The following is a 21,262-nucleotide window of genomic DNA, read 5'->3' as shown; positions in this document are numbered from 1 at the left end:
CCTCTGCAACACGCGTTAACGAGAGCCGCAGCATGACGTCAAGTGACGAGCGCCCGCCGAATTTTCGCCGCCGCCTCTTCTGGCTTGGCGCTTTCATCGTCGTGCTGTTCGGCCTCTACAGCGCCGGCTGGTTCTACCTGGCAGACAAGGTCAAGAGCGAAGCCGCCAAAGCAGTCACCGAGCTCAACGGCAATGGCATCGAGGCGGACTGCGCCAATCTCACGGTCAGCGGCTATCCCTCGAGCTTCGCCATTTCCTGCGATAGTCTGGCTTATCAGGACGACACTAGGAACGTCGCCGCCTCGCTCGGCAGTCTCAACGCGGTTACGCACATCACCCAAATCCTGTCGCCTAGCGCCGACTTGCGCGGACCGCTCAGGACCTCAGCCCCGGGGATGACGCCGCTGTGGATCGACTGGGATAATCTGCGAGCGAACCTGAAATTGTCCTGGCCGCTGCCCCGGGGCGTTTCACTGGAGGCAGAGGGCCTGTCCGGCCAGACCGATCCGGCGGATGGCACAGACCCGGTCGAGCTGTTCAGCGCCGGGACGGCGGCCGGACAATTGCGTCCGAACGGCCAGGACATCGACTATGCCGGGAGTTTTACCGATCTCGAAATCGATCCAGGGGCGATCGGTGGCCGCGTGTTGCCGCCGCTCGACGGCAGCGGCGACGTGACACTGAAGAACGGCGTGGCTCTGATCAAGACGCAGCCAAAGAGCTTGCGCGGCCAGGCGGTCGATATAGGCAAGCTCGATCTATCGTCGGGGACCGCGCGCGTCACCGTCTCCGGACCGGTTTCGGTCGATGCCGATGGGCTGATCGACGCCGACCTGATGATCAGGCTTAGTGACCCGAAGGCCGTGGCGGCCATCCTCGGCAAGGCCATTCCCGAGCAGAAGAGCCAGATCAAAACCGGCTTTGCCGGGCTGGCGCTGCTTGGCAACGAACCGTCGATGCCGCTCAAGATCGTCAAGGGCAAGGCCTCGCTCGGTTTTATCCCGCTGGGCAGGATCAAACCGGTCGATTAGACCCATGATTGCGAATCCTCCAGTTCGGAAAAGATCACGGTCAAACAGGAAGATAAATGAACAGCCCGGTGAAGCTCCTGAGTGTTGGCGCGCTGACGCTCGATACGATCCTTCGCGTCGACACGCTTCCGACGCGTCAGGGCAAGTTCATCGCGTCCGACGGCGTCCAGATCGCCTCGGGCATGGCTTCGAGCGCGGCCTGCGCCGCGAGCCGCCTCGGCGCGGACGTATCGCTGTGGGCGAGCGCGGGGGACGACTCCGTCGGCGATCAGCTGGTCGCCGGGATCGAGGCCGAGGGCGTCGATTGCAGCTTTGTCCGGCGCGTCAGCGGCGCGCGGTCGGCGCTATCGGCCATCTTGGTCGACACACATGGCGAGCGCATCATCGTTCCATTCTACGACAAGCTCGCCCAGGCCGACCCCGAGGCGCTCCCCACCCAGGACCTCACCGCATTCGACGCCGTCCTGGTCGACGTGCGCTGGCCGGGCGCTGCAGCTGTGGTCCTGGCGGCAGCGCGCGCAATCGGCCGTCCGGCCATACTGGACGCCGACACCGCGCCACGGGACGTGCTGGAACGTCTGTTCCCGCTGGCCTCGCACGTCGTCGCGTCGGAGCCGGCAGCGTTCATCCTCTGCGGCGATGAGCAAAGCCCGCAAAGGGCCTGTGAAGCGCTGGCCAGACGCACCGATGCATTTGTCGCGGTGACGGGCGGCGCTGCGGGAAGCTGGTGGTTCGACCGCTCGGTAGGGTCCGTGCGCCATGTCGCGGCGCCAAGGATCAAGGCGGTGGATACGCTTGCCGCCGGCGACGTGTTTCACGGCGCCTTTGCCGTCGCCCTGGCGGAGGCCATGCCGATCGAACGGACGTTGCGGTTTGCCAGCGCCGCCGCCGCGCTCAAATGCCAGCGCTTCGGCGGCAGGCTGGGCGCGCCGGACAGAGCCGAGACGCTGGCCATGATGGCGGCTCACTGGCCGGCGGACTAACGGCCTGGCGGTCGAGACAGGCTACTGCTTTGCGGGATGCTCGACTGCCTGCCGGCCAAAGTCCGGTACGTCGATGTCCTGGCCGGCCTCGATGATCGAGCGGCGCACGGCGCGGGTGCGGGTGAACAGGTCGAACAGCTTTTCGCCGTCGCCCCAGCGGATCGCCCGCTGCAGCGAGGCCAGATCTTCCGAGAACCGCGCCAGCATTTCGAGGATGGCATCCTTGTTGTGCAGGCAGACATCCCGCCACATGGTCGGGTCGGAAGCGGCAAGGCGCGTGAAGTCGCGAAAGCCGGAGGCTGAATATTTGATGACCTCGGATTTCGTCACCGACTCCAGGTCGTCGGCAGTGCCGACGATGTTGTAGGCGATGATGTGCGGCAGATGCGAGACGATGGCCAGTGTCATGTCGTGATGCTGGGGATCCATCGTGTCGATGTTGGAGCCGCAGCGGCGCCAGAATTCCGAGAGTCTTTCCAGCGCCTCGGGATCCGTGCCGGGCAACGGCGTGAAGATGCACCAGCGGTTTTCGAACAGTTCGGCAAAGCCGGCGTCCGGGCCCGATTTTTCAGTGCCGGCCAACGGATGGCCGGGGATGAAATGCACGCCATCAGGCACATGCGGTTGCATCTGCGCAATGACCGATGCCTTGGTCGAGCCGACATCGGTGAGGATGGCGCCCTGCTTTAGCGCCGGTGCGATTTCCTCGGCGACCTCGCCCGAAGAGCCGACCGGCACCGAAACGATAACCAGGTCGGCATCGCGGACCGCCTCTTTCGCGTCCATCGTGTAGGAGGAGCCGAGGCCGAGTTCGCTTGCCCGCGCCAGCGTCGTTTCGCTGCGTGTCGAGATGGCGACGTGGCGGGCCAGACCTTCGCGGTGGATGACGCGGGCCAGCGACGAGCCGATCAGGCCGATGCCGACCAGCGCGATCTTTTCGAACATCGGTGATGTCATTGTTTCAGCTTTTCGGGGGTTTCAGCTTTTCAGAAATGTCGTGAGTGCGGCGACAACGCCGCGATTGGCCTCTTCGGTGCCGATGCTCATGCGCAGTGCATTCGGGAAGCCGTAGCCGGAGACGCGCCGCAAAATGTAGCCGCGCGCGGAGAGGTAATCGTCCGCAGCTGCCGCCGAATGTTTTTTGTCCTCGGGAAAATGGATGAGGACGAAATTGCCGACGCTCGGCGTCACCCGTAGCCCGAGCTTGGTCAATTCCTCGCTCACCCATGACAGCCAGGTCTCGTTATGCGCCACGCTGCGCTCGACATGGGCACGATCGCGGATCGCTGCAATGCCGGCCTCGATCGCCGTCGCGTTGACGTTGAAGGGACCCCGCACGCGGTTGATCGCGTCGATGATATGCATCGGCGCGTACATCCAGCCAATCCGCGCGCCGCCGAGGCCGAGCTTTGAGAAGGTGCGGGTCATGACCACGTTTTCCGCGCCAGCCACCAGTTCGACGCCGGCTTCATAGTCGTTGCGGCGGACATATTCGGCATAGGCGCCATCCAGCACCAGAAGCACGTTTCGAGGCAGGCCGGCATGCAGGCGGCGCACCTCCTGGAACGGCAAATAGGTGCCGGTCGGGTTGTTGGGATTGGCGAGGAAGATGATCCTGGTGCGCGGCGTCACCGCAGCGAGGATCGCATCGACGTCGGCGCGCTCATTGGTTTCCTGGACCGACACCGGGACAGCACCTGCCGACTGGATGTAGATCTTGTAGACCATGAAGGCGTGTTCGGTGATGACAGCTTCATCGCCGGGCGCGAGGTAGGTCTGCGCAAGCAGGCCCAGAATCTCATCGGAACCGTTGGAACAGACGATGTTCGCAGGGTTGAGGCCATGCACCTCGGCGATCGCCTCCCGCAGGCGCCTGGCGGTGCCATCGGGATATATGTCGAGTTTGGCCGCGACGTCACGCGCGGCTTCTATCGCCTTCGGCGAGGGGCCGAGCGGGTTCTCGTTCGACGACAATTTATGGACCTTGGCAACGCCGGCCGGCGCCGTGCTTTTGCCCGGCACATAGGCTTCGATGTCCATGATCCCCGCGCGGGGCGTTGGACGTGCCTGATCCGATGCCTGGTTCATATTGCAAAAATCCGTCGAGAACGCTTCCGCCTGGGGAAGCCGCAGCGGAAATACAAGCCGTGGCCTGGAATGTCGAGAGGCGGCTATCATGGGTGAACGACTGGCATTGGGTGAGCGACTGGCCGTTGACGCCGGGCCGCGCCGGTCCTAGAAGAAAGGCGAAATCCCGTGGTGATTTGGCCGGTCGGCTTGCAGCCACGTTAAACAACTCGCTAAAGGGCCGTTTGCATCCTGTAACCGGCTTTGCGAAGGCGATGCCGGTTTTTTTGTTGTCCGTAGCCGGCCGGACAATCGCATCGACCCGAAAATCGGTATCGATTTTCGGAAAAGCGCGATGGGTTGATGTAAGAGGATGCGATGGTCGCGCTACGCACTAAAAGAACCAACAACGAGGCCGACGAGCCGTCGAGCCCGGTGTTGCGTTTCGGTGCCGACAAGCCGCTCAAGCTCGACGCCGGCACGCTGCTGTCACCGTTCCAGATTGCCTACAAGACCTACGGCACGCTCAACGACGCCCGCTCCAACGCCATCCTCGTCTGCCATGCGCTGACCGGCGACCAGCATGTCGCCAGCACCAATCCGGTGACCAGCAAGCCGGGCTGGTGGGAGGTGCTGATCGGCCCCGGCAAGATCATCGACACCAGCCGCTTCTTCGTCATCTGCTCAAACGTCATCGGCGGCTGCCTCGGCTCCACCGGCCCCGCCTCGACCAATCCCGCCACCGGCAAGCCCTACGGGCTCGACCTGCCGATCATCACCATCCGCGACATGGTGCGGGCGCAGTTGATGCTGGTCGACCATTTCGGCATCGAAAAACTGTTCTCGGTGCTCGGCGGCTCGATGGGCGGCATGCAGGTGCTGCAATGGGCGTCGAGCTACCCGGAGCGCGTTTTCTCGGCACTGCCGATCGCCACCGGCGCGCGCCATTCCTCGCAGAACATCGCCTTCCACGAGGTCGGCCGCCAGGCGGTGATGGCCGACCCGGAGTGGCATGGCGGCAAATATTTCGAACAGGGCAAGCGCCCGGAAAAGGGACTGGCTGTGGCGCGCATGGCCGCTCACATCACCTATCTGTCGGAGGCCGCCCTGCACCGGAAATTCGGCCGCAACCTGCAGGATCGTGAAGCGCTCACCTTCGGTTTCGACGCCGACTTCCAGATCGAGAGCTATCTGCGCCATCAGGGCATGACCTTCGTCGACCGCTTCGACGCCAACTCCTATCTCTACATGACCCGGGCGATGGACTATTTCGACCTCGCCGCCGACCACGGCGGCCGGCTCGCCGACGCCTTTGCCGGCACCAAGACCCGCTTCTGCCTGGTCTCCTTCACCAGCGACTGGCTGTTCCCGACTGAGGAGAGCCGCTCGGTCGTTCACGCGCTGAACGCCGCCGGCGCCTCGGTGTCCTTCGTCGAGATCGAGACCGATCGCGGCCACGACGCCTTCCTGCTCGACGAGCCGGAGCTGTTTGCCGCCATCAACGGCTTCATCGCCTCGGCGGCCCGCGCCAGGGGGCTCAGCGCATGATCCCTGAAAATTGCAGCCCTTCCGGACCGGCATCATGCGCCAGGCATTCGCGCATGACCCCGAAAAGTTGCAGACTTTTCGGATCAGGATCATGCGCTAACCAAAAGGCACGATCATGAGTGTCAACCACGCCCAGCGCGTCGACCTCGAAGTCGTCGCCGGTCTCATCCCGGCGCAGGCGCGGGTGCTAGACGTCGGCTCCGGTGATGGTCTGCTGCTCGAATTGCTGCAGGCGACGAAGCAGGTCGACGGCCGCGGGATGGAACTGTCGCAACGCGGCGTCAACGAATGCGTGGCGCGCGGCCTGTCCGTCATCCAGGGCGACGCCGACAAGGACCTCAAATTCTATCCAGACAAGGGTTTTGATTTCGTCGTCCTGTCGCAGACCTTGCAGGCAACCCGCAACCCGAAGCTGGTGCTCGACGAATTGCTCAGGATCGGCAAGCACGCCATCGTCTCCTTCCCCAATTTCGGCCACTGGCGGGTGCGCCTTTCGCTGTTCCTCGACGGGCGGATGCCGGTGACCAAGGACCTGCCATACTCCTGGTACGACACCCCCAACATCCATTTCTGCACCATCCGAGACTTCGTCAATCTCTGCGATGAGCTCGGCGCAACGGTGGAAAAGGCAACGGCGCTCGACGCCAATGGTCAGAAAATCGGACTCTCGATGCCATGGTGGTTCTGGAATTTCTTTGGCCAGCAAGCGGTATTCTTGCTGAAGCGATAGCTGTTGTTCGCCCCTTCGTCGGCCCCTGACGGTTGAAGTGCCGAAGGCTGTTTGCAAGCCGATTTACCGACGGGCTAAGACATGGACAAGAACTCAGGTCGCTCCGAGGACTGCGGTGTTTCTTGATCAGTAGGCGTGCCTTTGCATAACTAACCGGAACCAGTATCTTCGCGGGCCGCGACGACTATAGTCGCTTGGCCTCTGGTAAATTTTCGGTGCAAAGATGGTTGAAGGACAGCCAACCTATTCACTCGTTGTGGAAATGGATAACGCCAAGTCGATCGACTGGGACGAGATCGGCGTTGGGCTGACTGCCTTGGCTCGAGAAATCGCCGTGGTTTCCTCAGCTGGTCTTGCAAGACCGCAGGTTGTCATCTCCCACGGCGGGCGAGATGAGGACGCCGCCTCGCTGCGTAGCAGTATCACAATTGAAGCGCCGCAGTTGGAACGGGTTGCCGACCTGATCTTCACCGCTTGCCCAGGCGGTCGATATTACGACCTCAAGAACAACGGCATCCTGTCAACCAATGGAGATATCGTCATCTTCATCGACTCGGATACCGTGGCAGAATCGGGCTGGCTCCCAACTCTGCTTGACCCGTTTCAAGATCCTGAAATTATTTGCGTGAACGGATATACATATCTTTCGTACGATGATTTCTTTTCCAGGACGTTCGCGCTGCTTTGGTTTTTCCCTATGCCTGAGGCAGATGCACGATTTGCTAACAAGCGAGCGATCAACGCCAATAACAGTGCCTTTCGGCGCGACTGGATTGTCAGCCATCCCTTTGCGAAACACAATGGATTCAAGGTTTCTTGCACTCTGCTGACGCATGAGCTTCGACGTGCAGGCCACAAGATTCTGAACGTCAACGCACGCGTCTATCATTACTCGCCACGTGGTTGGCGGTTCTTTTTCTGGCGCGCGTTGGTAACAGGCCGCGATGCCGACCGGAAGTTTGTGGAGCTGAAGTCGCCCAGCCGCACGCAGCGGATTGTGAAATCGTTCAGCCGATGGTTCACCATGTCGTGGCGCACAATGCGACGCGTAACTGGCCATGCCCGCCAGACAGGCATGCCGCTTTGGCAAATTCCATTTTCCCTGATTGTCGGTCTGGCATTCTACAGCTTGGCGTTTTGGGGCCAACTCAGTTTCGCTGCGGGTCTCATTGGCGATGAAATCGAAGTCGTGCCTGATTATGTCGGACATAGTTAGGCGCTGCTGCGTTCGTGGTTTCGGTCGTTTCTTTGAATGGATTAGGAAGCGGCCACCAAACGGCTCTAGCGTGGCATCAAGAATTCGCCAATGCCCGACGAGTTCCGCCGCAATAACTTGTGATGACATGATCGCTTCTTTTTTGTAGCGTCGAATCGAACGCAATCCTGGGGGCGGGCATGGAAACGAACATCCAATCCATTCGATGGCTGTGGAACGCGGGGCGTAGCTGAGGCGACATGCCCGAGATGGACCCTGCTCCACTCATCACGGTGATCACGCCGACCCACAATCGGCGTAGCACGGTCTTGCGCGCCGTGGAGAGCGTGCTTGCGCAGAATCTTACCCGCTTCGAGCACATTGTCGTCGACGACGGCTCGACCGATGGCACGGAGGCGGCGCTGGCTGCCATCCGCGACCCTCGCCTTATCTATGTCGGCGCGAAATGGCGAGGCGCCAACGCCGCCCGCAATGCCGGCATCGAACGGGCGCGGGCGCCTGTGGTGACATTCCTGGATTCCGACGACGTCTACTTGCCGAACCGGCTGGAGCGGACACTGGCGTGGTTCGAGGAGAATCCGACGCTTGAAGTGCTCATCAGTTCGTTCGTGTCCCTGAAGGGCGACCGCAGCAGCAAATGCATCAACCGCGGCGCGTTCCTGACACGGAACACGCTGGAAAGGGCGTTGGTCGCGCAGACGATCTTCATAGCCGGGTCGGCGATCACCGCCCGGCGCGAGGCCTTGCTGGCGATCGGCGGCTACGACAGCGACATCGCACGGATGCAGGATCGCGAGTTGCTGTTGCGCTTCGCCGGGCGCAGTGGCGCGCAACTGTCCGAAGAGGTCGACTGGAAAAAGTACAATTCGGAGAATTCGATTTCACGACAACGCGACGGCTATGTCGAAGCCTACGCAAACCTGATCTGCAAACATCCCTACATCATCGACCGTTATCCCGACATTCCGCCTTACATGATCGCACGGCAGATCATCGCCGATACGATTAAGGGCAGGATTTCGCAGGCATTTGCCGGCTATCTGGCCAACCGGTCGTCGAAAGCGCTCGGCTACTCGCTGCCGCAACTGTTGCGCGGCTACGTCGGCGGCCGGCGCTGGCGTCGTGATCTCTACGATGAGTTCCGCACCAAATATGGCGCGCGGCCGGCCTAGAGCACTTCATCGTTTCACGGAAACGCCGAACCGCTCTAAGTATTTGTTTTTGCGCAATTCCGGACGGAAAACCGCTCCGCACTTCTCCTGGAATTGCTCCAGAGCCAACCAGAGGCTCATCGGTTAAGTTCTGGAAAATACGGATCGGAGAAAAGCCGCCGGCCGCGCTCGCCTTGCAAACAGTCGACCGGTGTCGCCGCGTCGATCCGGATCGTCCCGTGATCGGCCTTGGGATCGGCCCAAGGGTCGGCAACACCGCTGACCTCTAGGACCAACTTGCGGCGTATGGCGGTCACGAATTCGGAAGCGGCATAGACCGGCAGCACGAAAGAGCCAGGCCCGCCGGTAACGCACTCGGCATAGTATTGGTCGAGATGGCTGAAGCTGGGCGACGGGTTGATCAGGATCGGCAGGCCGTTGATGACGATGCCGTTTGCCACCGCGGCGTCGCGTGTCGTGGTGACGGGCATGCCGATGTTGTTGGGGCCATCGCCTGAGATGTCGATGACCCTGCGTGTCGCGTCGAAAGCGGTTCCACCGAGAAGCTTCGCGCCGAAGGCAAGCGCGCCGGAAATCGAGGTGCCGCGAAAACTCCTGAACGGGCGGGCCTCGATCTTGTCGGCGAAAGCGTTGGCGCTCTCGGCATTGTCGATGACCTGCCAGGCAATGAGCGCATCGTCGCGGACGGTGCCTGCCCATTCGAAATAGGCGAGCGCGATGCGACCCTTCACACCCGAGCGGACCGCCTTGATGAAATCGGGGTGGCGCAGCGCCTCGACATAGCCGGCGCGCTGCAGAGCGAATTCCCTTTCGTCCATCGAGTGCGAAATGTCGACCGCCAGCACCAGTTCGACGTCCACGGCAATGGTATCGGCAGGCGCGGCCAGTGGTGCTGCCTGAGCGCAGGCAAGGCAGGCAAGCAGGCTAATGCATGCCGCCCAAAAGTGCGCAGCGGTTCTGGGGTAACGACATGCGTAGAAACAAAGACTTAAAGCGTGTCGCATGAATCTCTTCAACGGGACGCGCTTTAAGCGCGTCAAGCGTGGGTTCAACGCCGCAGACTTCCGAACGATACCGGCAATCTTTCGCTGCGATCACGGCGAAATAAAGCTTGGCTGCGCATAGCCGGCTATGTCTCTTGGTAGGCCGCGGCGACGGCCGGGGGTGGCTCGATCGCGCCGGCCCTGACACGGACTGGCTTGAGAGCTGGTCGGCCGACGTCTTTCATGATCGCCAATGAGCGCGGAAAGAATTCACTGTTATGCTGGCCACGGCCGATATTGAGGATCGCGGCGTCGGCAAGGCGCGCCTCCAGCATCGACAGCACCCGCCTCAGCGTCGCGCCGTCGAACGTGTCCAAAGCCTCGTCGATGATCACCCATTTCGGCTGCCGCAGGACCAGCCGGGCAAAGGCAAGCAGGCGCTGCTCGTCATCGCTCAATTCACGCTCCCAGCGCGCGGAGCGGTCGAGCGAGGACGACAGACGCTCGAGACCGACCTCGGCAAGCACCGCCGATATCTCGGCATCGCTTACCCCGGCATTGGCGTGGTCGAGCACCTCGCGCAGTGTGCCGAGCGGGAAATAGGGCTTGCGGGGAACGAAGGCGGGCACTTCTCCGGCCGGCATGCCGATCCGCCCGCTTCCCCACGGCCACAGACCGGCAATGGCGCGAAAGAACAGCGTCTTGCCGGCGCGCGGATCTCCGGTGATCATGACGCGCTCGCCGGCGCGGATTTCGACATGGGCCTCGGCGAGCTTCGTACATCCATCCCGCGACGCAATCTCGAGGTTCTCGAATGTCAGCCTGCCATTCGGGTTTTCGCCGATCGTGATGCGCTCTTCGGCGTCGTGCAGCACATCCGTTTCAACAAGCGCGATGCGGAAATCGGCGACGCGCATCAGCGTGGCGCGCCAATCGGCGATACCGCCGATATTGTTGATGAACCAGCGCAACGAGGAATGCACCTGGTTGAAGGCGCCGACAGCCATCATCAGCCCGCCGAAGCTGATATCGCCGGCGAAATAGACCGGCGAGGCGACGAGGATCGGCGCGACGACAGTGATCCAGCCATAGGTGTCGGTCACCCAGGAAAGATTGATCTGGGCGCTATAGATGCGCCGCATCGCGCCCAGCACCGTGCCGAGGTCGAACTCCAGCCGTCGTCTCGCGTCGGCCTCGCCGTGCGCAAGCGCTATGGCATCGACATTCTCGTTGACGCGGACCACCGAGGAGCGCAGCTCCGCTTCACGCGTATAGCGGTCGCTGTTGAAGCGGATGAGCGGCCGTCCGACCAGCCAGCTCAGCCAGGAGGCGGTGCCGGCATAGAGGATCGCGGCCCACACCATGTAGCCCGGAATGGCCAGCGAATAGCCGCCGATATGGAAAACGAAGCCCGAAGACAGCGACCATAAGACGCCGACGAAGGAAACAAGCAGAATGAATGACTGCAATAGCCCTATGCCGAGACCGGTAGAAAGATCGGAGAGATGCCCGGCATCCTGCTGCAGCCGCTGGTCGGGGTTGACCCCAATGGCGCCGGCGTTGGCAAGCCGGAAGGCGCGCGCCGGCCGCATCCATTCGCCGATCAGGTCGAGGGTCAACGCCTCGCGCAGCTTCAGCCGGATCATCTGGTCGAGCCAGGTCTGGCCGACATTGAGTACCACAAGCCCGCCGGCAATGGCGGCAAAGATCATAAGCTGGTGCAGAAAACCCTGCATGTCGCGCCGCGCCAGCGCGTCGTAGAAGGGCTCGTTCCAGCGATTGAGCAGGACCTGCCCGATCGAGGTTGCCACAATGACGGCGACTATGCCGATGCTGGCCCAGAGCAGTTGTTTGCGGATCGGCGAGGTACCCAGCGCCAGCTTGATCGTCGCCAGTTGGTCGCGCAGGCTGCTGGCCTCGATCGACGCGGCAATCGGCCTGGCTTTGGCCTCGAAATCCGGATGATCAGCCATTGGTGAAGTCCTTGGATTCGAAAAGCGGTGCTGAAACCGGTGAACAAGTCGACTCAATCGGGTAGCGAACCCGTCCTCGACAGATAGGCGAGAAAAAGCGCGATTCCGATCACGAAAACGTCATCGACGGACCGGCAATGATCCGTTCCCGGCCCGCGATATCCGGCCGAGCCTTGTGGCGCCATGTGGGGAGAAAACCGGCACGAAGACGCGGCGAGAGGCGCGCTGGACGACCGGCACGCCCTGATAGAGCCGCTTCTGCGCCTCGACCACGATGACGCCGGAAAAGATCGGCCAGAGCCTGCGGCCGGCGCGCTCCAGCACGTTGTGGAGCTGCATCATGAAGCGTCGCCGCGATGGCGGGAAGAACAGGGCATCGGACCAGGCGGCGGGCGTGAAGTTTGCTTCGCGCAGCAATTCGGTGAGTTGGCCGCGCGAGAAAGGCCTGCCGCTGCCGAACGGCGTATGCTCGAAACGGGCCCAGACACCGCGCCGGTTTGGCACGACGATAACGACGCGGCCGGCGGGCGACAGCACCCGCCAGATTTCGTTCAGCGTCTCGCGCGGGTTCTCGGCATGTTCGAGTGAATGGACAAGCAGCATCCGGTCGATGGAGGCATCGACCAGCGGCAATTCCTCATCGAAGACCAGCGCGGTCGCGGTCGGCCCCGTGGTCGGCCAGACCACCGCGCCTTGCGTCGCCGGCATGAAGGCAAAGACGCGCTCCGCGTCGGTGCCGAACCGCTCCAGCCACGGCAAGGTGTAGCCAAGACCGACCAGCCGCTCATTGGGCACTACAGCCCATATCGAAGACAACGCCATGGTGATCGAGCGTTCGGCCAATTGCCCGAGCGTGGTCGAATAGAAGGAGCGGAGGTCGACGATATCGGAATGCATGCGCGGGACGGTATCTTCGAAGCTGTCCAAGTTCAACAAAGGCGGATGACATCCGCGGGCAAGCGCCCTATGTCTGCGACGAAAAAGGAGAGACGCCATGCCGGTTGAAATCGAACAGTTCATGTGCCGCAGCGATAATTTCGGTGTGCTGGTGCACGACCCCAAAAGCGGCCAGACCGCGATTATCGACGCGCCGGAGGAGGCGCCGATCCTGGCTGCGATCGAGCGTACCGGCTGGACGCCGACGATGATCCTGACCACCCATCACCATGTCGACCATGTCGAAGCCAATCTGGCGCTGAAGGAACGCTTCAAGCTGCGCATCGTCGGGCCGGAGGCGGAAAAGGCCAAGATCCCCGGCATCGACGAAACCGTGGAGCAAGGCTCGGTCATCCACCTCGGCGAGGAGAGGATCGACGTGATCGCCACGCCCGGCCACACGGCGGGCCATGTCTCCTATCATCTGCCGGCGTCGAAAGTGGCGTTCACCGCCGACACGCTGTTCGCGCTCGGCTGCGGCCGACTGTTCGAATGCAAGCCGCCGGTGATGTACGATTCGTTGAAGAAGCTCGCGGCACTTCCGGCCGAGACGGTCGTCTATTGCGGCCATGAATACACGCTTTCCAACGCCCGCTTCGCGCTGACCGTCGACCCGACCAATTCGGCACTGAAGGAACGCGCCGCGAAAATCGAGGCGCTGCGCGCCGATGGCAAGCCGACGCTGCCAACCACGATCGGCGAGGAACTGTCGACCAATCCGTTCCTGCGCTGGCATGATCCGGCAATCCGCAAGCATCTCGGCATGGAGAAAGCATCCGACGTCGAAGTGTTCGCCGAGATACGCAAGCGCAAGGATAATTTCTGAGCGCCATTGATGGTCTGGAAACCGTGACCACCTCCGCCGAAATCATCGCAACGCTCGGCCTGAAACCGCATCCGGAAGGCGGCTGGTATGCCGAGACCTTCCGCGATGGCGTGGAGGGTGCGCGCGGCCATTCGACCGCGATTTATTTCCTGCTGGAGCAAGAGCAACTGTCGGCCTGGCACCGCGTCAAGGATGCGGCCGAGGTCTGGCACTTCTATGCCGGCGCCCCGCTGGCGCTGTCGATGCATGAGGAAGACGGCCCGGTGGTCGAGCAGGTGCTCGGCACGGCACTGGCGGCGGGCGAGCGGCCGCAGATCGTCGTGCCGGCAGGCTGGTGGCAGTCGGCACATAGCCTGGGCGAATGGACGCTGGTCGGCTGCACCGTGGCGCCGGGCTTCGATTTCGCGGCCTTCGAGCTGGCCGCACCAGGCTGGAGTCCTAACCCAGCAGGAAACCCATCGTGATCCCCAGTTGGGCGGCGTAATATAGCGCCCAGACCGCGTAGCGCATCCAGGCGCGGTGCGGCGAGATGGCGGACAGCAGGAACTTTTCCGAGGCGAGCAGCCCGTCGGACGCCATGAACAGCACGGCGCCGCCGATAACCCAGACATTGCTCAGGGTGAGTGCTGAAATCCCCATAGCAAGGATTGCCGCGATATAGACGCTGACGGGAAGGCGCAAGGCGGGACCGACGCGGCGCCAGAGCGCAAAAAGCATGGCGAGCGCGAAGACGATCATTGCCACGGCAATCGCCGCACGCCACGGCTCGGCCGAGAGCAGGCCGATCCCACCGCCGGAACGCAGGAACAGCGCGATGTAAAGCCCATGCGCAACGAGAAAACTGGCCAACCCGCCGAGAAAAGCCTTTTCAGCGTCGCGCGACAGGAATGCATCGCCGGTGGCGCTGAGCGCCAGCGCCGCGACGAGCAGCCAGGGACCGCCCTGCAGCGATGCCAGCACGGCAAGCATCGCCACGGCCAGCGTCTTTGCCGCCGAGCGCGCCAGCGTTGGTGACATGTCGATGGTGAAGGCGTAGATCACGGCCGCCACCAGCGAAAACAGCAGCGTCGCATTGGCGTTGGCGTCGATGCCGCCGGGAAACGGCATCACGCCCCGGCCTCGCTCGTTGTCTGCTTGCGTAAGAACAGCGATTTCGCCGCAAGGGCTGCCCCGCCGGTGATCAGCACGCAGGCAGCGAGGATGCGCAAGGACGGCTCGGCGAAACCGGCTGATATCAGCACCAGCGTCGACAGCAGCGGCGCGGCATAGCTCGCCGCGCCCAGCACCTGGATGTTGCCGCGCTTGACGCCGATATCCCAGGCGTAGAAGGCCGCGCCCACCGGCATCAGCCCGAGGCCGAGCACGGCCAGCCACTGGCCGGCGCCGACGGGCAGCACCGTCTCTTCCAGCATGAGATGGCAGATAAGCGAAAGCGCGGCCGTAGCCGCACAGAACCAGGTGACGATGCTTGTAGGCACCGACGGGAAGCGCCGCGACAACAGCGAATAGGACGACCACAGCACGGCGCAGATGCCGGCCATCGCATAGCCGAAGGCATAATGTGCGTCGAAGGCAAGCCCGCCGCCCTTGGTGACGATCAGGAAAGTGCCGGCAAGGCCGAGCAGCGCGCCGACGACATGGTTCCAGGCCAGCCGCTCGCCCGGCATCAGCGCCGACCCGAGCACAATCAGCAGCGGCCATAGATAGGCGATGAGGCTCGCCTCCACCGCCGGCGCGTTGCGCAGCGCGGTGAAGTAGAAGAAATGATAGCCGAACAGGCCGGCAATGCCGATCATCCACACTCGGCGCGGTATCTTCTCGCTCCTGTCGGCGGCCGGCATGAACAGCCGCGCGACGAGCCCGACGCCGGTGCCGATCGTGAAGGTGATCGCCGAGAGCAGGAACGGCGGCACCGCGCCGGAAGCGTCCGTAAGCAGCGCCAGCAGCGCCCACATGGCGACCGCCGAGAAGCCGATCAGTGTTGCGCGCCCCATGTCCGTCTCCGGCGGCGCGCGATCGCGCCTATTCTGTTGCTTCGAACCGCTCCGCGCTGACGGTGAGAGTGCCGATTTTCGTCGTGACCGTGGCGTGGATCGGCGCATATACGCCGGTTTGGCCAAGCGGCGCAAACGTCACCATGATGCGGCTGCGCTTCTTCAAGTAATTCAATGCCTTGCGGTTCTTGCGATAACCCGCCACCGGCTCAAAACCCATCCTGCAAGTGACGGTATCGCCCTTGTAGCCGCGCACCGAGGTCGAGCCCTTCGAATCGTAGGTCAGCGTCAGATTGGCGCGCATCTCGCCGTCGTAGAGTTTCACCGTGCGCCCGCAGACCTCGTCGAGACTATCGGCATGGATCACGGTGGCGGCCATCGGATCGAGCACCGACGCGAGATCGCCGGCGCCCAGCGGTATCCAATTCTTCGGATTGCGCTTCTTCGGCGCCGGCACGACCTTTGTCGCGGTAACAGTGCCATTGGCGAACTGGATATCGATCATCGACGCCTTCTCGCCCGACTTGTAGTCGGCGCGGAACGCCTGCGGCTGCAATCGCTTGCCCAAAATCTTGCCCTTTGATGAGATCGTGCCACGCGTGTCGTCGAACATTGTGGCGAGGCCGGCGCTGGAGACGCTGCCATCGATCGAATAGGTGTCGCCTTGGTAACTGCTGGAAAAGGTTGCCTTCGCCACAGAGAGGCCGAGGATCGACACCGTATACTCGCCCTTGAAGGATTGCGGCGTGGCGGCAGACGTTGCCGTCGGCAGCGCCACGGCAAGCGAGGCAAGGAGAGCATGAGACGAACGAAGCATGGCGGGATCGGTCCTCGATTTTTGACCGGAGATGGCAACTCCGGCCTGGCATGTCCCTGTGCGACCGCTTATAGGCTGAATTCCGGCCTTTATGTGAAAGGCGCCGTCACACCATGCGCAAGCCGGAGCTTGACGCATCGGCGAAATGCAACTAAGGAACGCCAACTTTTCCATAAGGCCGCCTGACCGAAACCGCGCGCCACCCGGCGCGGGCTCAAAGGTTTGGCCAGACCGAGAACTGAAGGTTTAGAACCATGTCCCGCACCTGCGAACTCACTGCCAAGGCAGTCATGTCCGGCAACAATGTGAGCCACGCCAACAATAAGACCAAGCGTCGCTTCCTGCCGAATCTCGTCAATGTGACGCTGATCTCGGAAGCGCTGAACCAGAATGTGCGCCTGCGCATTTCCGCCAACGCGCTGCGTTCGGTCGAGCATCGCGGCGGCCTTGATGCGTTCCTGGCCAAGGCCGACGCCAAGGAGTTGTCGCAGCGCGCCCGCCTGCTGAAGAAGCAGATCGCCAAGAAGCTGGCCGAACAGCCGGCCGCTTAATTTTTCAAGCGGCTGCCTTCCAAGGAGTGTCGTCCGAACTCGGCATGACACCCCGCTGGTTCCATTACCCAGGATAAAAAAATGAGTTTCTTCTCCCGATATCTACCCTTTGTTGCGGCCATGGCGCTTGTCGTCGTGGCGTCGAACATCCTCGTGCAGTTCCCGGTGCAAGGTGCGATCGGCGGCCTGTCGCTGGCCGACATTCTGACCTGGGGCGCCTTCACCTACCCCTTCTCGTTCCTGGTCACCGACCTTGCCAATCGCCGCTACGGCCCGGCCGTGGCGCGCCGGATCGTCTTTGTCGGCTTCATGGCGGCGGTGATCTGCTCGATCCTCATCCCGCCCTTGCTGTTCCACCACGGTCTGATCGAATTCGAGACGGCCGCCGACCGGCTGGTGCGCATTGCGGCGGCTTCCGGCGCCGCGTTCCTGATCGCGCAATTGCTCGACGTGACCGTATTCAACCGGCTGCGCCGGCAGAGCTGGTGGCGCGCGCCGATCGTCGGCACGCTGGTCGGCTCGGTGTTCGACACCGCCGTGTTCTTCACCGTCGCCTTTTCGGCGGCCTTCGCCTTCGCTGGCCCGAACGATGGCTTTGCGCTCGAAACCGCGCCGCTGATGGGCGTGCTGCCGGTCGAGACCATGCGCTGGGTGTCATGGGCGCTCGGCGACCTCGGCGTGAAGCTGATCATCGCCGTGGTGGCGCTGATCCCCTATCGGCTGCTTGCCGCCCGCTGGAGCCAGCCGGCACTGGCGGCATAGGCAGTGATCCCATGGGTCCAGCTCGACACTGCAAAAACGCCTGACGGCGGCCAGGAGCTTCGCCTGAAACGGCGCGGCGCCGAGTTCTCGATCATGCTTGGCTCGAACGAGCTGATGAACAGCCGCCTCAGCGGCTCCGAGGAAGCGCTGGCCAGCCTGACTTGCCAAAGGATTGCCGGCCGCAGCCAGCCGAAAATCCTGATCGGCGGGCTGGGCATGGGCTTCACGCTGCGCGCTGCCCTTGCCGAGCTTGGCGCCGATGCCGGTATCGTTGTTGCCGAGTTGGTGCCCGCCGTCGTGGCGTGGGCGCGCGGCCCGATGGCCTCGGTGTTCGGCGGCTGTCTCGACGATCCGCGTGTGATTGTTCGCGAAGCGGATGTCGGGCAGCTCATGCGATCGGAAGCCTCTGCCTGGGATGCCATTCTGCTCGACGTCGACAACGGGCCGGAAGGAATCGTCCACAAGGCCAACGATGCTCTTTACAGTCTAGCCGGGTTGAACAGCGCGAGAGCAGCGCTCAAGCCCGGCGGCGTACTGGCGGTCTGGTCGCAGGGACCCGACAGCGGTTTTACCCGCAGGCTCAAGCAGGCAGGCTTCGCGGTCGAGGAAGTCAAGGTCCGCGCCAACGGCAAGCGTGGCGCGCGCCACGTCGTCTGGGTCGCGATCAACGGACTCCGGCCTGCGGCAGCCAGCGCGAAGCTTTAGACTTCTTTTCGGCTTATCGGCCATCCCTCGCCGACCGCCTCTCAATCCTCGTGCAGGACGAATTCCAGGTAGAGGTTGCGTTGCAGCATCGAGTGGTTGTCGTCCGAGATCAGCGACACCATCAGCGCGCCATCGTCGCGGGTCCAGACGTCGAGCCCTTCCATATTGTCGATCTGGTAGGCCATGTCGGCTTCCATCAGCACCGGCCCGTCGGCGACGGCGCCCTTCTCGACGCTTTCACCATAGATGCGCCTCAGCCGCATCTTGACGCCGCCGGCCATCGAGAAGCTGCGCTCCAAAAGCAGAAGGTCGCCGTCCGGCAGGAACGCACCGTCGGTGATGTCGAATTCACCGTTGCGCTTGACGGTGAAGACGCCCTTGTGCGGCCCTTCGATGACAGCCGCATAGATATTGCCTGATTTGTCGAGGCTCTTTTCCGACACCACGACCAGCCCGCCCTCGTGCTGCCCGTGAGGATTGGCATGGGTGCCTGTCTCAAAGCCGCGATTCCGACGAAGCTCCCAGGCCGGAATCAGGAAGTCCAGTTGCTTCAACGGCGCCTTCATATCGTGCGGATCGAATTTGAACTGGGCGACACGGTGGTTGCGCTCGAAGCCGACCGTGGCAATGCCGTCCTTGACCGCAAGGCCTTCGGCGTCGACCTCCCATTTCTCGTCGATCGGCTGGCCTGATGCGTCGATCATCTGCTGCATGCGGAAATTCTGGATGCCCGACGGGCGCTTGTCGGCATCATGAGTGACCGTGCCGAAGAACCAGAAACCGGTGTCGGCGACGCCGATGAAATCACTGCCGGGCTTGAGGAAGCGAAACGCCGACAGCGCGCCGAAATCGCGTGACGGCGAAGTCATTTCCAGCCCGCCGACGAATTCGAGCGGACCGAACCGCTTTTCGTCACGGCCGATGTGAAACCGGGTTATCGGCCGTGCCGAGATTTCGATCGGCTCGACCGAAACCGGGCCGACGGCGATGGAAGGCGACAAGGCGATGCCGGCAACGAACAGCGCTGTGGCGGCGAAAAGCGTCTGCCGAAAGCCGCCCCGCAAAAAAATCATCCGGCACGCCGCATGCCGCCGCGTCGCGTGTCCCGCGCGCTTTCCTCGCCAAACAGCGACGCGAGCTGCTCGGTCATGGCGCCGGCCAGTTCCTCGGCGTCGACGATGGTGACGGCGCGCCTGTAATAGCGGGTGACGTCGTGGCCGATGCCGATGGCCAAGAGCTCGACCGGTGAGCGCGTCTCGATCAGTTCGATAACGGCGCGCAGATGCCGTTCGAGATAGTTGCCCGGATTGACCGACAGTGTCGAATCGTCAACCGGCGCGCCGTCCGAGATCATCATCAGGATCTTGCGCTGCTCCGGCCGGGCGATCAGGCGGTTATGCGCCCACAGCAACGCCTCGCCGTCGATGTTTTCCTTAAGCAGGCCCTCGCGCATCATCAGGCCCAGATTGCGGCGTGCCCGCCGCCACGGATGGTCGGCGGATTTGTAGATGATGTGGCGCAAATCGTTGAGCCGCCCGGGATTCGGCGGCTTGCCTTCCTTCAGCCATTTCTCGCGTGCCTGACCGCCCTTCCAGGCGCGGGTGGTGAAGCCGAGGATCTCTACCGAGACGCCGCAGCGCTCCAGCGTCCGCGCCAGAATGTCGGCGCAGGTGGCGGCGACCGTGATCGGCCGGCCGCGCATCGAGCCCGAATTGTCGAGCACCAGCGTCACCACCGTGTCGCGGAATTTGGTGTCCCGTTCCTGCTTGAAGGACAGCGGCTGCATCGGATCGATGACGACGCGCACCAGCCGCGCCGGATCGAGATAACCCTCTTCGAGATCGAAATCCCAGGACCGGTTCTGCTGCGCCATCAGGCGGCGCTGCAGCCGGTTGGCCAGCCGGCCGACAACACCCGACAGGTTGGCAAGCTGCTTGTCGAGGAAGGCGCGCAGCCGATCCAGCTCCTCTTCCTCGCACAGGTCTTCCGCACCCACCGTCTCGTCGAAGGCGGTGGTGAAGACCTTGTAGTCGATCTCCTTCGACAGATTGGCGAAGGGATTGTCGTTGCGGCGCGCCTCGCCGGGCGTCTCGGCATCGGCGTCGTCATCGTCGGACAGGTCGTCGGCGGTGGCATCTGACGCCTCCGTCTCGGCCGATTGCTCGTCGTCGGACGACGCCTCGGTGTCGTCGGACTGCGACTGCTCGGAGCCGGAATCGTCCTCGCCGCCCTCCTCGCTCTGCTCCTCGCCTTGCGGCTGGTTGTCGTCATTGTCCTCGGAGTCTTCGGTCTCCTGGTCGTCGCCGAGCTCCTCGGCCATTTCCATGGAAGCCAGCATCTCGCGCACGACACGGGCGAAGGCCTGCTGGTCGTCGAGCTTTGCCGACAGCCCGTCGAGATCGGCACTGGCCTTCTCCTCGACCCACGGGCGCCAGAGGTCGACCAGCCGCTCGCCGCTCTTCGGGACAGTGCGGCCGGTCAGCTTTTCGCGCACCATCAGGGCCAACGCCTCCTCGATCGGAGCATCCGCCTTGTCCTTGACGTCGATGAGGTTGGCTCTGGCGTATTTGTCCTCGAGCATCGAGCCGATATTGTCGGCCACACCTTGCATGGCGCGGGAGCCGATCGCCTCGACGCGGGCCTGCTCGACCGCATCGTAGATGGCGCGGGCCTGCTTGCCTTCCGGCGCCAGCCTGGTGTGGATGCGCGCGTCGTGGCAGGCGCGCTTCAGCGCCATGGAATCGCCGAGACCGCGGGTGATGGCGATATCGGCCTTCGACGCCTTCTTCGGCAGTTCAGGCAGACGGGCGCGGCTGCCGGCGAGCGCCGGCCGGTCCTTGGCGAAACTGACCTCGAGTTCTTTGTCGCCGGCAATCGCGCGCATGCAGACGGTGACGGCACGCTTGAAGCTGTCGGCTTCAGACCCCGTCTTCGACTTGTTGCGCGTGTTGTCGCCCGGACCCGCCAT

At 63.0% G+C, this 21,262-nt stretch carries 21 protein-coding genes and 1 riboswitch; of the genes, 11 read left to right on the top strand and 10 right to left on the bottom strand.

The window, feature by feature from the left end:
- The first annotated feature begins 32 nt into the window (after window positions 1-32).
- Together EOC94_RS03090 and EOC94_RS03085 are read left to right on the top strand one after the other, a co-directional pair.
- A complete protein-coding gene (locus EOC94_RS03090; RefSeq protein WP_127288536.1) occupies window positions 33-1,031 on the top strand; it encodes a DUF2125 domain-containing protein in 999 nt (332 codons plus the stop codon).
- A gap of 56 nt (window positions 1,032-1,087) precedes the next feature.
- Window positions 1,088-2,014: a sugar kinase gene (locus EOC94_RS03085; protein WP_127288535.1), complete on the top strand. Its 927-nt coding sequence runs from the start codon at window positions 1,088-1,090 to the stop codon at window positions 2,012-2,014.
- 21 nt (window positions 2,015-2,035) lie between these two features.
- On the opposite strand, the gene EOC94_RS03080 is transcribed toward EOC94_RS03085, so the two are convergent.
- Both EOC94_RS03080 and hisC read right to left on the bottom strand, forming a co-directional pair.
- Entirely contained in the window at window positions 2,036-2,971 is a 936-nt protein-coding gene (locus EOC94_RS03080) for a prephenate/arogenate dehydrogenase family protein (protein WP_185928137.1), read from the bottom strand.
- A 21-nt stretch (window positions 2,972-2,992) separates the two neighbouring features.
- Window positions 2,993-4,102 carry a histidinol-phosphate transaminase gene (hisC, locus tag EOC94_RS03075; RefSeq protein WP_127288534.1) on the bottom strand — a complete coding sequence of 370 codons (1,110 nt, stop codon included), beginning with the start codon at window positions 4,100-4,102 and terminating at the stop codon, window positions 2,993-2,995.
- Between the two features lie 158 nt (window positions 4,103-4,260).
- Window positions 4,261-4,338, top strand: a riboswitch (SAM riboswitch).
- 121 nt (window positions 4,339-4,459) lie between these two features.
- Here hisC and EOC94_RS03070 point away from each other — a divergent pair.
- From EOC94_RS03070 to EOC94_RS03055, 4 genes are all read left to right on the top strand, one after another.
- Window positions 4,460-5,629 (top strand): homoserine O-acetyltransferase, encoded by a 1,170-nt coding sequence (locus EOC94_RS03070; RefSeq protein ID WP_127288533.1) that lies wholly within the window; start codon window positions 4,460-4,462, stop codon window positions 5,627-5,629.
- A gap of 115 nt (window positions 5,630-5,744) precedes the next feature.
- Window positions 5,745-6,359 carry a methionine biosynthesis protein MetW gene (metW, locus tag EOC94_RS03065; RefSeq protein ID WP_127288532.1) on the top strand — a complete coding sequence of 205 codons (615 nt, stop codon included), beginning with the start codon at window positions 5,745-5,747 and terminating at the stop codon, window positions 6,357-6,359.
- A gap of 223 nt (window positions 6,360-6,582) precedes the next feature.
- The gene (locus tag EOC94_RS03060; RefSeq protein WP_127288531.1) at window positions 6,583-7,575 is read left to right on the top strand and encodes a glycosyltransferase; all 993 of its coding nucleotides are present in this window, start codon (window positions 6,583-6,585) and stop codon (window positions 7,573-7,575) included.
- Window positions 7,576-7,814: 239 nt separating this feature from the next.
- Window positions 7,815-8,747 (top strand): glycosyltransferase family 2 protein, encoded by a 933-nt coding sequence (locus EOC94_RS03055; RefSeq protein ID WP_095485944.1) that lies wholly within the window; start codon window positions 7,815-7,817, stop codon window positions 8,745-8,747.
- Window positions 8,748-8,863: 116 nt separating this feature from the next.
- On the opposite strand, the gene EOC94_RS03050 is transcribed toward EOC94_RS03055, so the two are convergent.
- From EOC94_RS03050 to EOC94_RS03040, 3 genes are all read right to left on the bottom strand, one after another.
- Complete coding sequence (locus EOC94_RS03050) at window positions 8,864-9,676, bottom strand: DUF1194 domain-containing protein (protein ID WP_281032960.1); 813 nt, start codon at window positions 9,674-9,676, stop codon at window positions 8,864-8,866.
- A gap of 200 nt (window positions 9,677-9,876) precedes the next feature.
- Window positions 9,877-11,703 carry an ABC transporter ATP-binding protein/permease gene (locus tag EOC94_RS03045; protein ID WP_127288529.1) on the bottom strand — a complete coding sequence of 609 codons (1,827 nt, stop codon included), beginning with the start codon at window positions 11,701-11,703 and terminating at the stop codon, window positions 9,877-9,879.
- A gap of 120 nt (window positions 11,704-11,823) precedes the next feature.
- The gene (locus tag EOC94_RS03040) at window positions 11,824-12,600 is read right to left on the bottom strand and encodes a methyltransferase domain-containing protein (RefSeq protein WP_127288528.1); all 777 of its coding nucleotides are present in this window, start codon (window positions 12,598-12,600) and stop codon (window positions 11,824-11,826) included.
- 97 nt (window positions 12,601-12,697) lie between these two features.
- Here EOC94_RS03040 and gloB point away from each other — a divergent pair, with 97 nt between their 5' ends.
- Window positions 12,698-13,465 carry a hydroxyacylglutathione hydrolase gene (gloB, locus tag EOC94_RS03035; RefSeq protein ID WP_095485941.1) on the top strand — a complete coding sequence of 256 codons (768 nt, stop codon included), beginning with the start codon at window positions 12,698-12,700 and terminating at the stop codon, window positions 13,463-13,465.
- A 23-nt stretch (window positions 13,466-13,488) separates the two neighbouring features.
- The gene (locus EOC94_RS03030; protein WP_126104722.1) at window positions 13,489-13,929 is read left to right on the top strand and encodes a cupin domain-containing protein; all 441 of its coding nucleotides are present in this window, start codon (window positions 13,489-13,491) and stop codon (window positions 13,927-13,929) included.
- On the opposite strand, the gene EOC94_RS03025 is transcribed toward EOC94_RS03030, so the two are convergent.
- The 3 genes from EOC94_RS03025 to EOC94_RS03015 are packed head-to-tail and all read right to left on the bottom strand — an operon-like array spanning window position 13,904 to window position 16,276.
- Window positions 13,904-14,572 carry a lysoplasmalogenase family protein gene (locus tag EOC94_RS03025; RefSeq protein WP_126107332.1) on the bottom strand — a complete coding sequence of 223 codons (669 nt, stop codon included), beginning with the start codon at window positions 14,570-14,572 and terminating at the stop codon, window positions 13,904-13,906. The two genes, EOC94_RS03030 and EOC94_RS03025, sit on opposite strands and share 26 nt — an antisense overlap.
- A complete protein-coding gene (locus tag EOC94_RS03020) occupies window positions 14,572-15,459 on the bottom strand; it encodes an EamA family transporter (protein ID WP_126104721.1) in 888 nt (295 codons plus the stop codon). The genes EOC94_RS03025 and EOC94_RS03020 overlap by 1 nt, the downstream gene beginning before the upstream one ends.
- Window positions 15,460-15,487: 28 nt before the next feature.
- The gene (locus EOC94_RS03015) at window positions 15,488-16,276 is read right to left on the bottom strand and encodes a DUF3108 domain-containing protein (RefSeq protein ID WP_126104720.1); all 789 of its coding nucleotides are present in this window, start codon (window positions 16,274-16,276) and stop codon (window positions 15,488-15,490) included.
- Between the two features lie 254 nt (window positions 16,277-16,530).
- Between EOC94_RS03015 and rpmB the strand changes: the two genes are divergently transcribed.
- From rpmB to EOC94_RS03000, 3 genes are all read left to right on the top strand, one after another.
- Window positions 16,531-16,827, top strand: a complete 297-nt coding sequence (gene rpmB, locus EOC94_RS03010; RefSeq protein ID WP_006328411.1) for a 50S ribosomal protein L28 — start codon at window positions 16,531-16,533, stop codon at window positions 16,825-16,827.
- Between the two features lie 81 nt (window positions 16,828-16,908).
- The gene (locus EOC94_RS03005) at window positions 16,909-17,589 is read left to right on the top strand and encodes a queuosine precursor transporter (protein ID WP_095485934.1); all 681 of its coding nucleotides are present in this window, start codon (window positions 16,909-16,911) and stop codon (window positions 17,587-17,589) included.
- Between the two features lie 3 nt (window positions 17,590-17,592).
- Window positions 17,593-18,294, top strand: a complete 702-nt coding sequence (locus EOC94_RS03000; RefSeq protein WP_126104719.1) for a hypothetical protein — start codon at window positions 17,593-17,595, stop codon at window positions 18,292-18,294.
- A gap of 41 nt (window positions 18,295-18,335) precedes the next feature.
- On the opposite strand, the gene EOC94_RS02995 is transcribed toward EOC94_RS03000, so the two are convergent.
- Complete coding sequence (locus EOC94_RS02995) at window positions 18,336-19,367, bottom strand: esterase-like activity of phytase family protein (protein ID WP_127288527.1); 1,032 nt, start codon at window positions 19,365-19,367, stop codon at window positions 18,336-18,338.
- Window positions 19,364-21,262 (bottom strand): cobaltochelatase subunit CobT, encoded by a 1,899-nt coding sequence (gene cobT / locus EOC94_RS02990; RefSeq protein ID WP_127288526.1) that lies wholly within the window; start codon window positions 21,260-21,262, stop codon window positions 19,364-19,366. Before cobT ends, EOC94_RS02995 begins: the two co-directional genes overlap by 4 nt.

Source organism: Mesorhizobium sp. M6A.T.Ce.TU.016.01.1.1 (assembly GCF_003997065.1).
Lineage (GTDB): Bacteria > Pseudomonadota > Alphaproteobacteria > Rhizobiales > Rhizobiaceae > Mesorhizobium > Mesorhizobium mediterraneum.
This window is presented reverse-complemented; position numbering and strand designations above follow the sequence as displayed.

Coding starts and splice junctions, on each gene's coding strand:
- metW (WP_127288532.1), top strand. CDS start 5,745: ATGAGTGTCAACCACGCCCAGCGCGTCGACCTCGAAGTCGTCGCCGGT.
- EOC94_RS03070 (WP_127288533.1), top strand. CDS start 4,460: ATGGTCGCGCTACGCACTAAAAGAACCAACAACGAGGCCGACGAGCCG.
- EOC94_RS03090 (WP_127288536.1), top strand. CDS start 33: ATGACGTCAAGTGACGAGCGCCCGCCGAATTTTCGCCGCCGCCTCTTC.
- EOC94_RS03045 (WP_127288529.1), bottom strand. CDS start 11,703: ATGGCTGATCATCCGGATTTCGAGGCCAAAGCCAGGCCGATTGCCGCG.
- EOC94_RS03015 (WP_126104720.1), bottom strand. CDS start 16,276: ATGCTTCGTTCGTCTCATGCTCTCCTTGCCTCGCTTGCCGTGGCGCTG.
- EOC94_RS03005 (WP_095485934.1), top strand. CDS start 16,909: ATGAGTTTCTTCTCCCGATATCTACCCTTTGTTGCGGCCATGGCGCTT.
- EOC94_RS02995 (WP_127288527.1), bottom strand. CDS start 19,367: ATGATTTTTTTGCGGGGCGGCTTTCGGCAGACGCTTTTCGCCGCCACA.
- EOC94_RS03055 (WP_095485944.1), top strand. CDS start 7,815: ATGCCCGAGATGGACCCTGCTCCACTCATCACGGTGATCACGCCGACC.
- EOC94_RS03020 (WP_126104721.1), bottom strand. CDS start 15,459: ATGGGGCGCGCAACACTGATCGGCTTCTCGGCGGTCGCCATGTGGGCG.
- EOC94_RS03080 (WP_185928137.1), bottom strand. CDS start 2,971: ATGACATCACCGATGTTCGAAAAGATCGCGCTGGTCGGCATCGGCCTG.
- EOC94_RS03085 (WP_127288535.1), top strand. CDS start 1,088: ATGAACAGCCCGGTGAAGCTCCTGAGTGTTGGCGCGCTGACGCTCGAT.
- cobT (WP_127288526.1), bottom strand. CDS start 21,262: ATGGCGGGTCCGGGCGACAACACGCGCAACAAGTCGAAGACGGGGTCT.
- gloB (WP_095485941.1), top strand. CDS start 12,698: ATGCCGGTTGAAATCGAACAGTTCATGTGCCGCAGCGATAATTTCGGT.
- EOC94_RS03025 (WP_126107332.1), bottom strand. CDS start 14,572: ATGCCGTTTCCCGGCGGCATCGACGCCAACGCCAATGCGACGCTGCTG.
- EOC94_RS03060 (WP_127288531.1), top strand. CDS start 6,583: ATGGTTGAAGGACAGCCAACCTATTCACTCGTTGTGGAAATGGATAAC.
- hisC (WP_127288534.1), bottom strand. CDS start 4,102: ATGAACCAGGCATCGGATCAGGCACGTCCAACGCCCCGCGCGGGGATC.
- EOC94_RS03040 (WP_127288528.1), bottom strand. CDS start 12,600: ATGCATTCCGATATCGTCGACCTCCGCTCCTTCTATTCGACCACGCTC.
- rpmB (WP_006328411.1), top strand. CDS start 16,531: ATGTCCCGCACCTGCGAACTCACTGCCAAGGCAGTCATGTCCGGCAAC.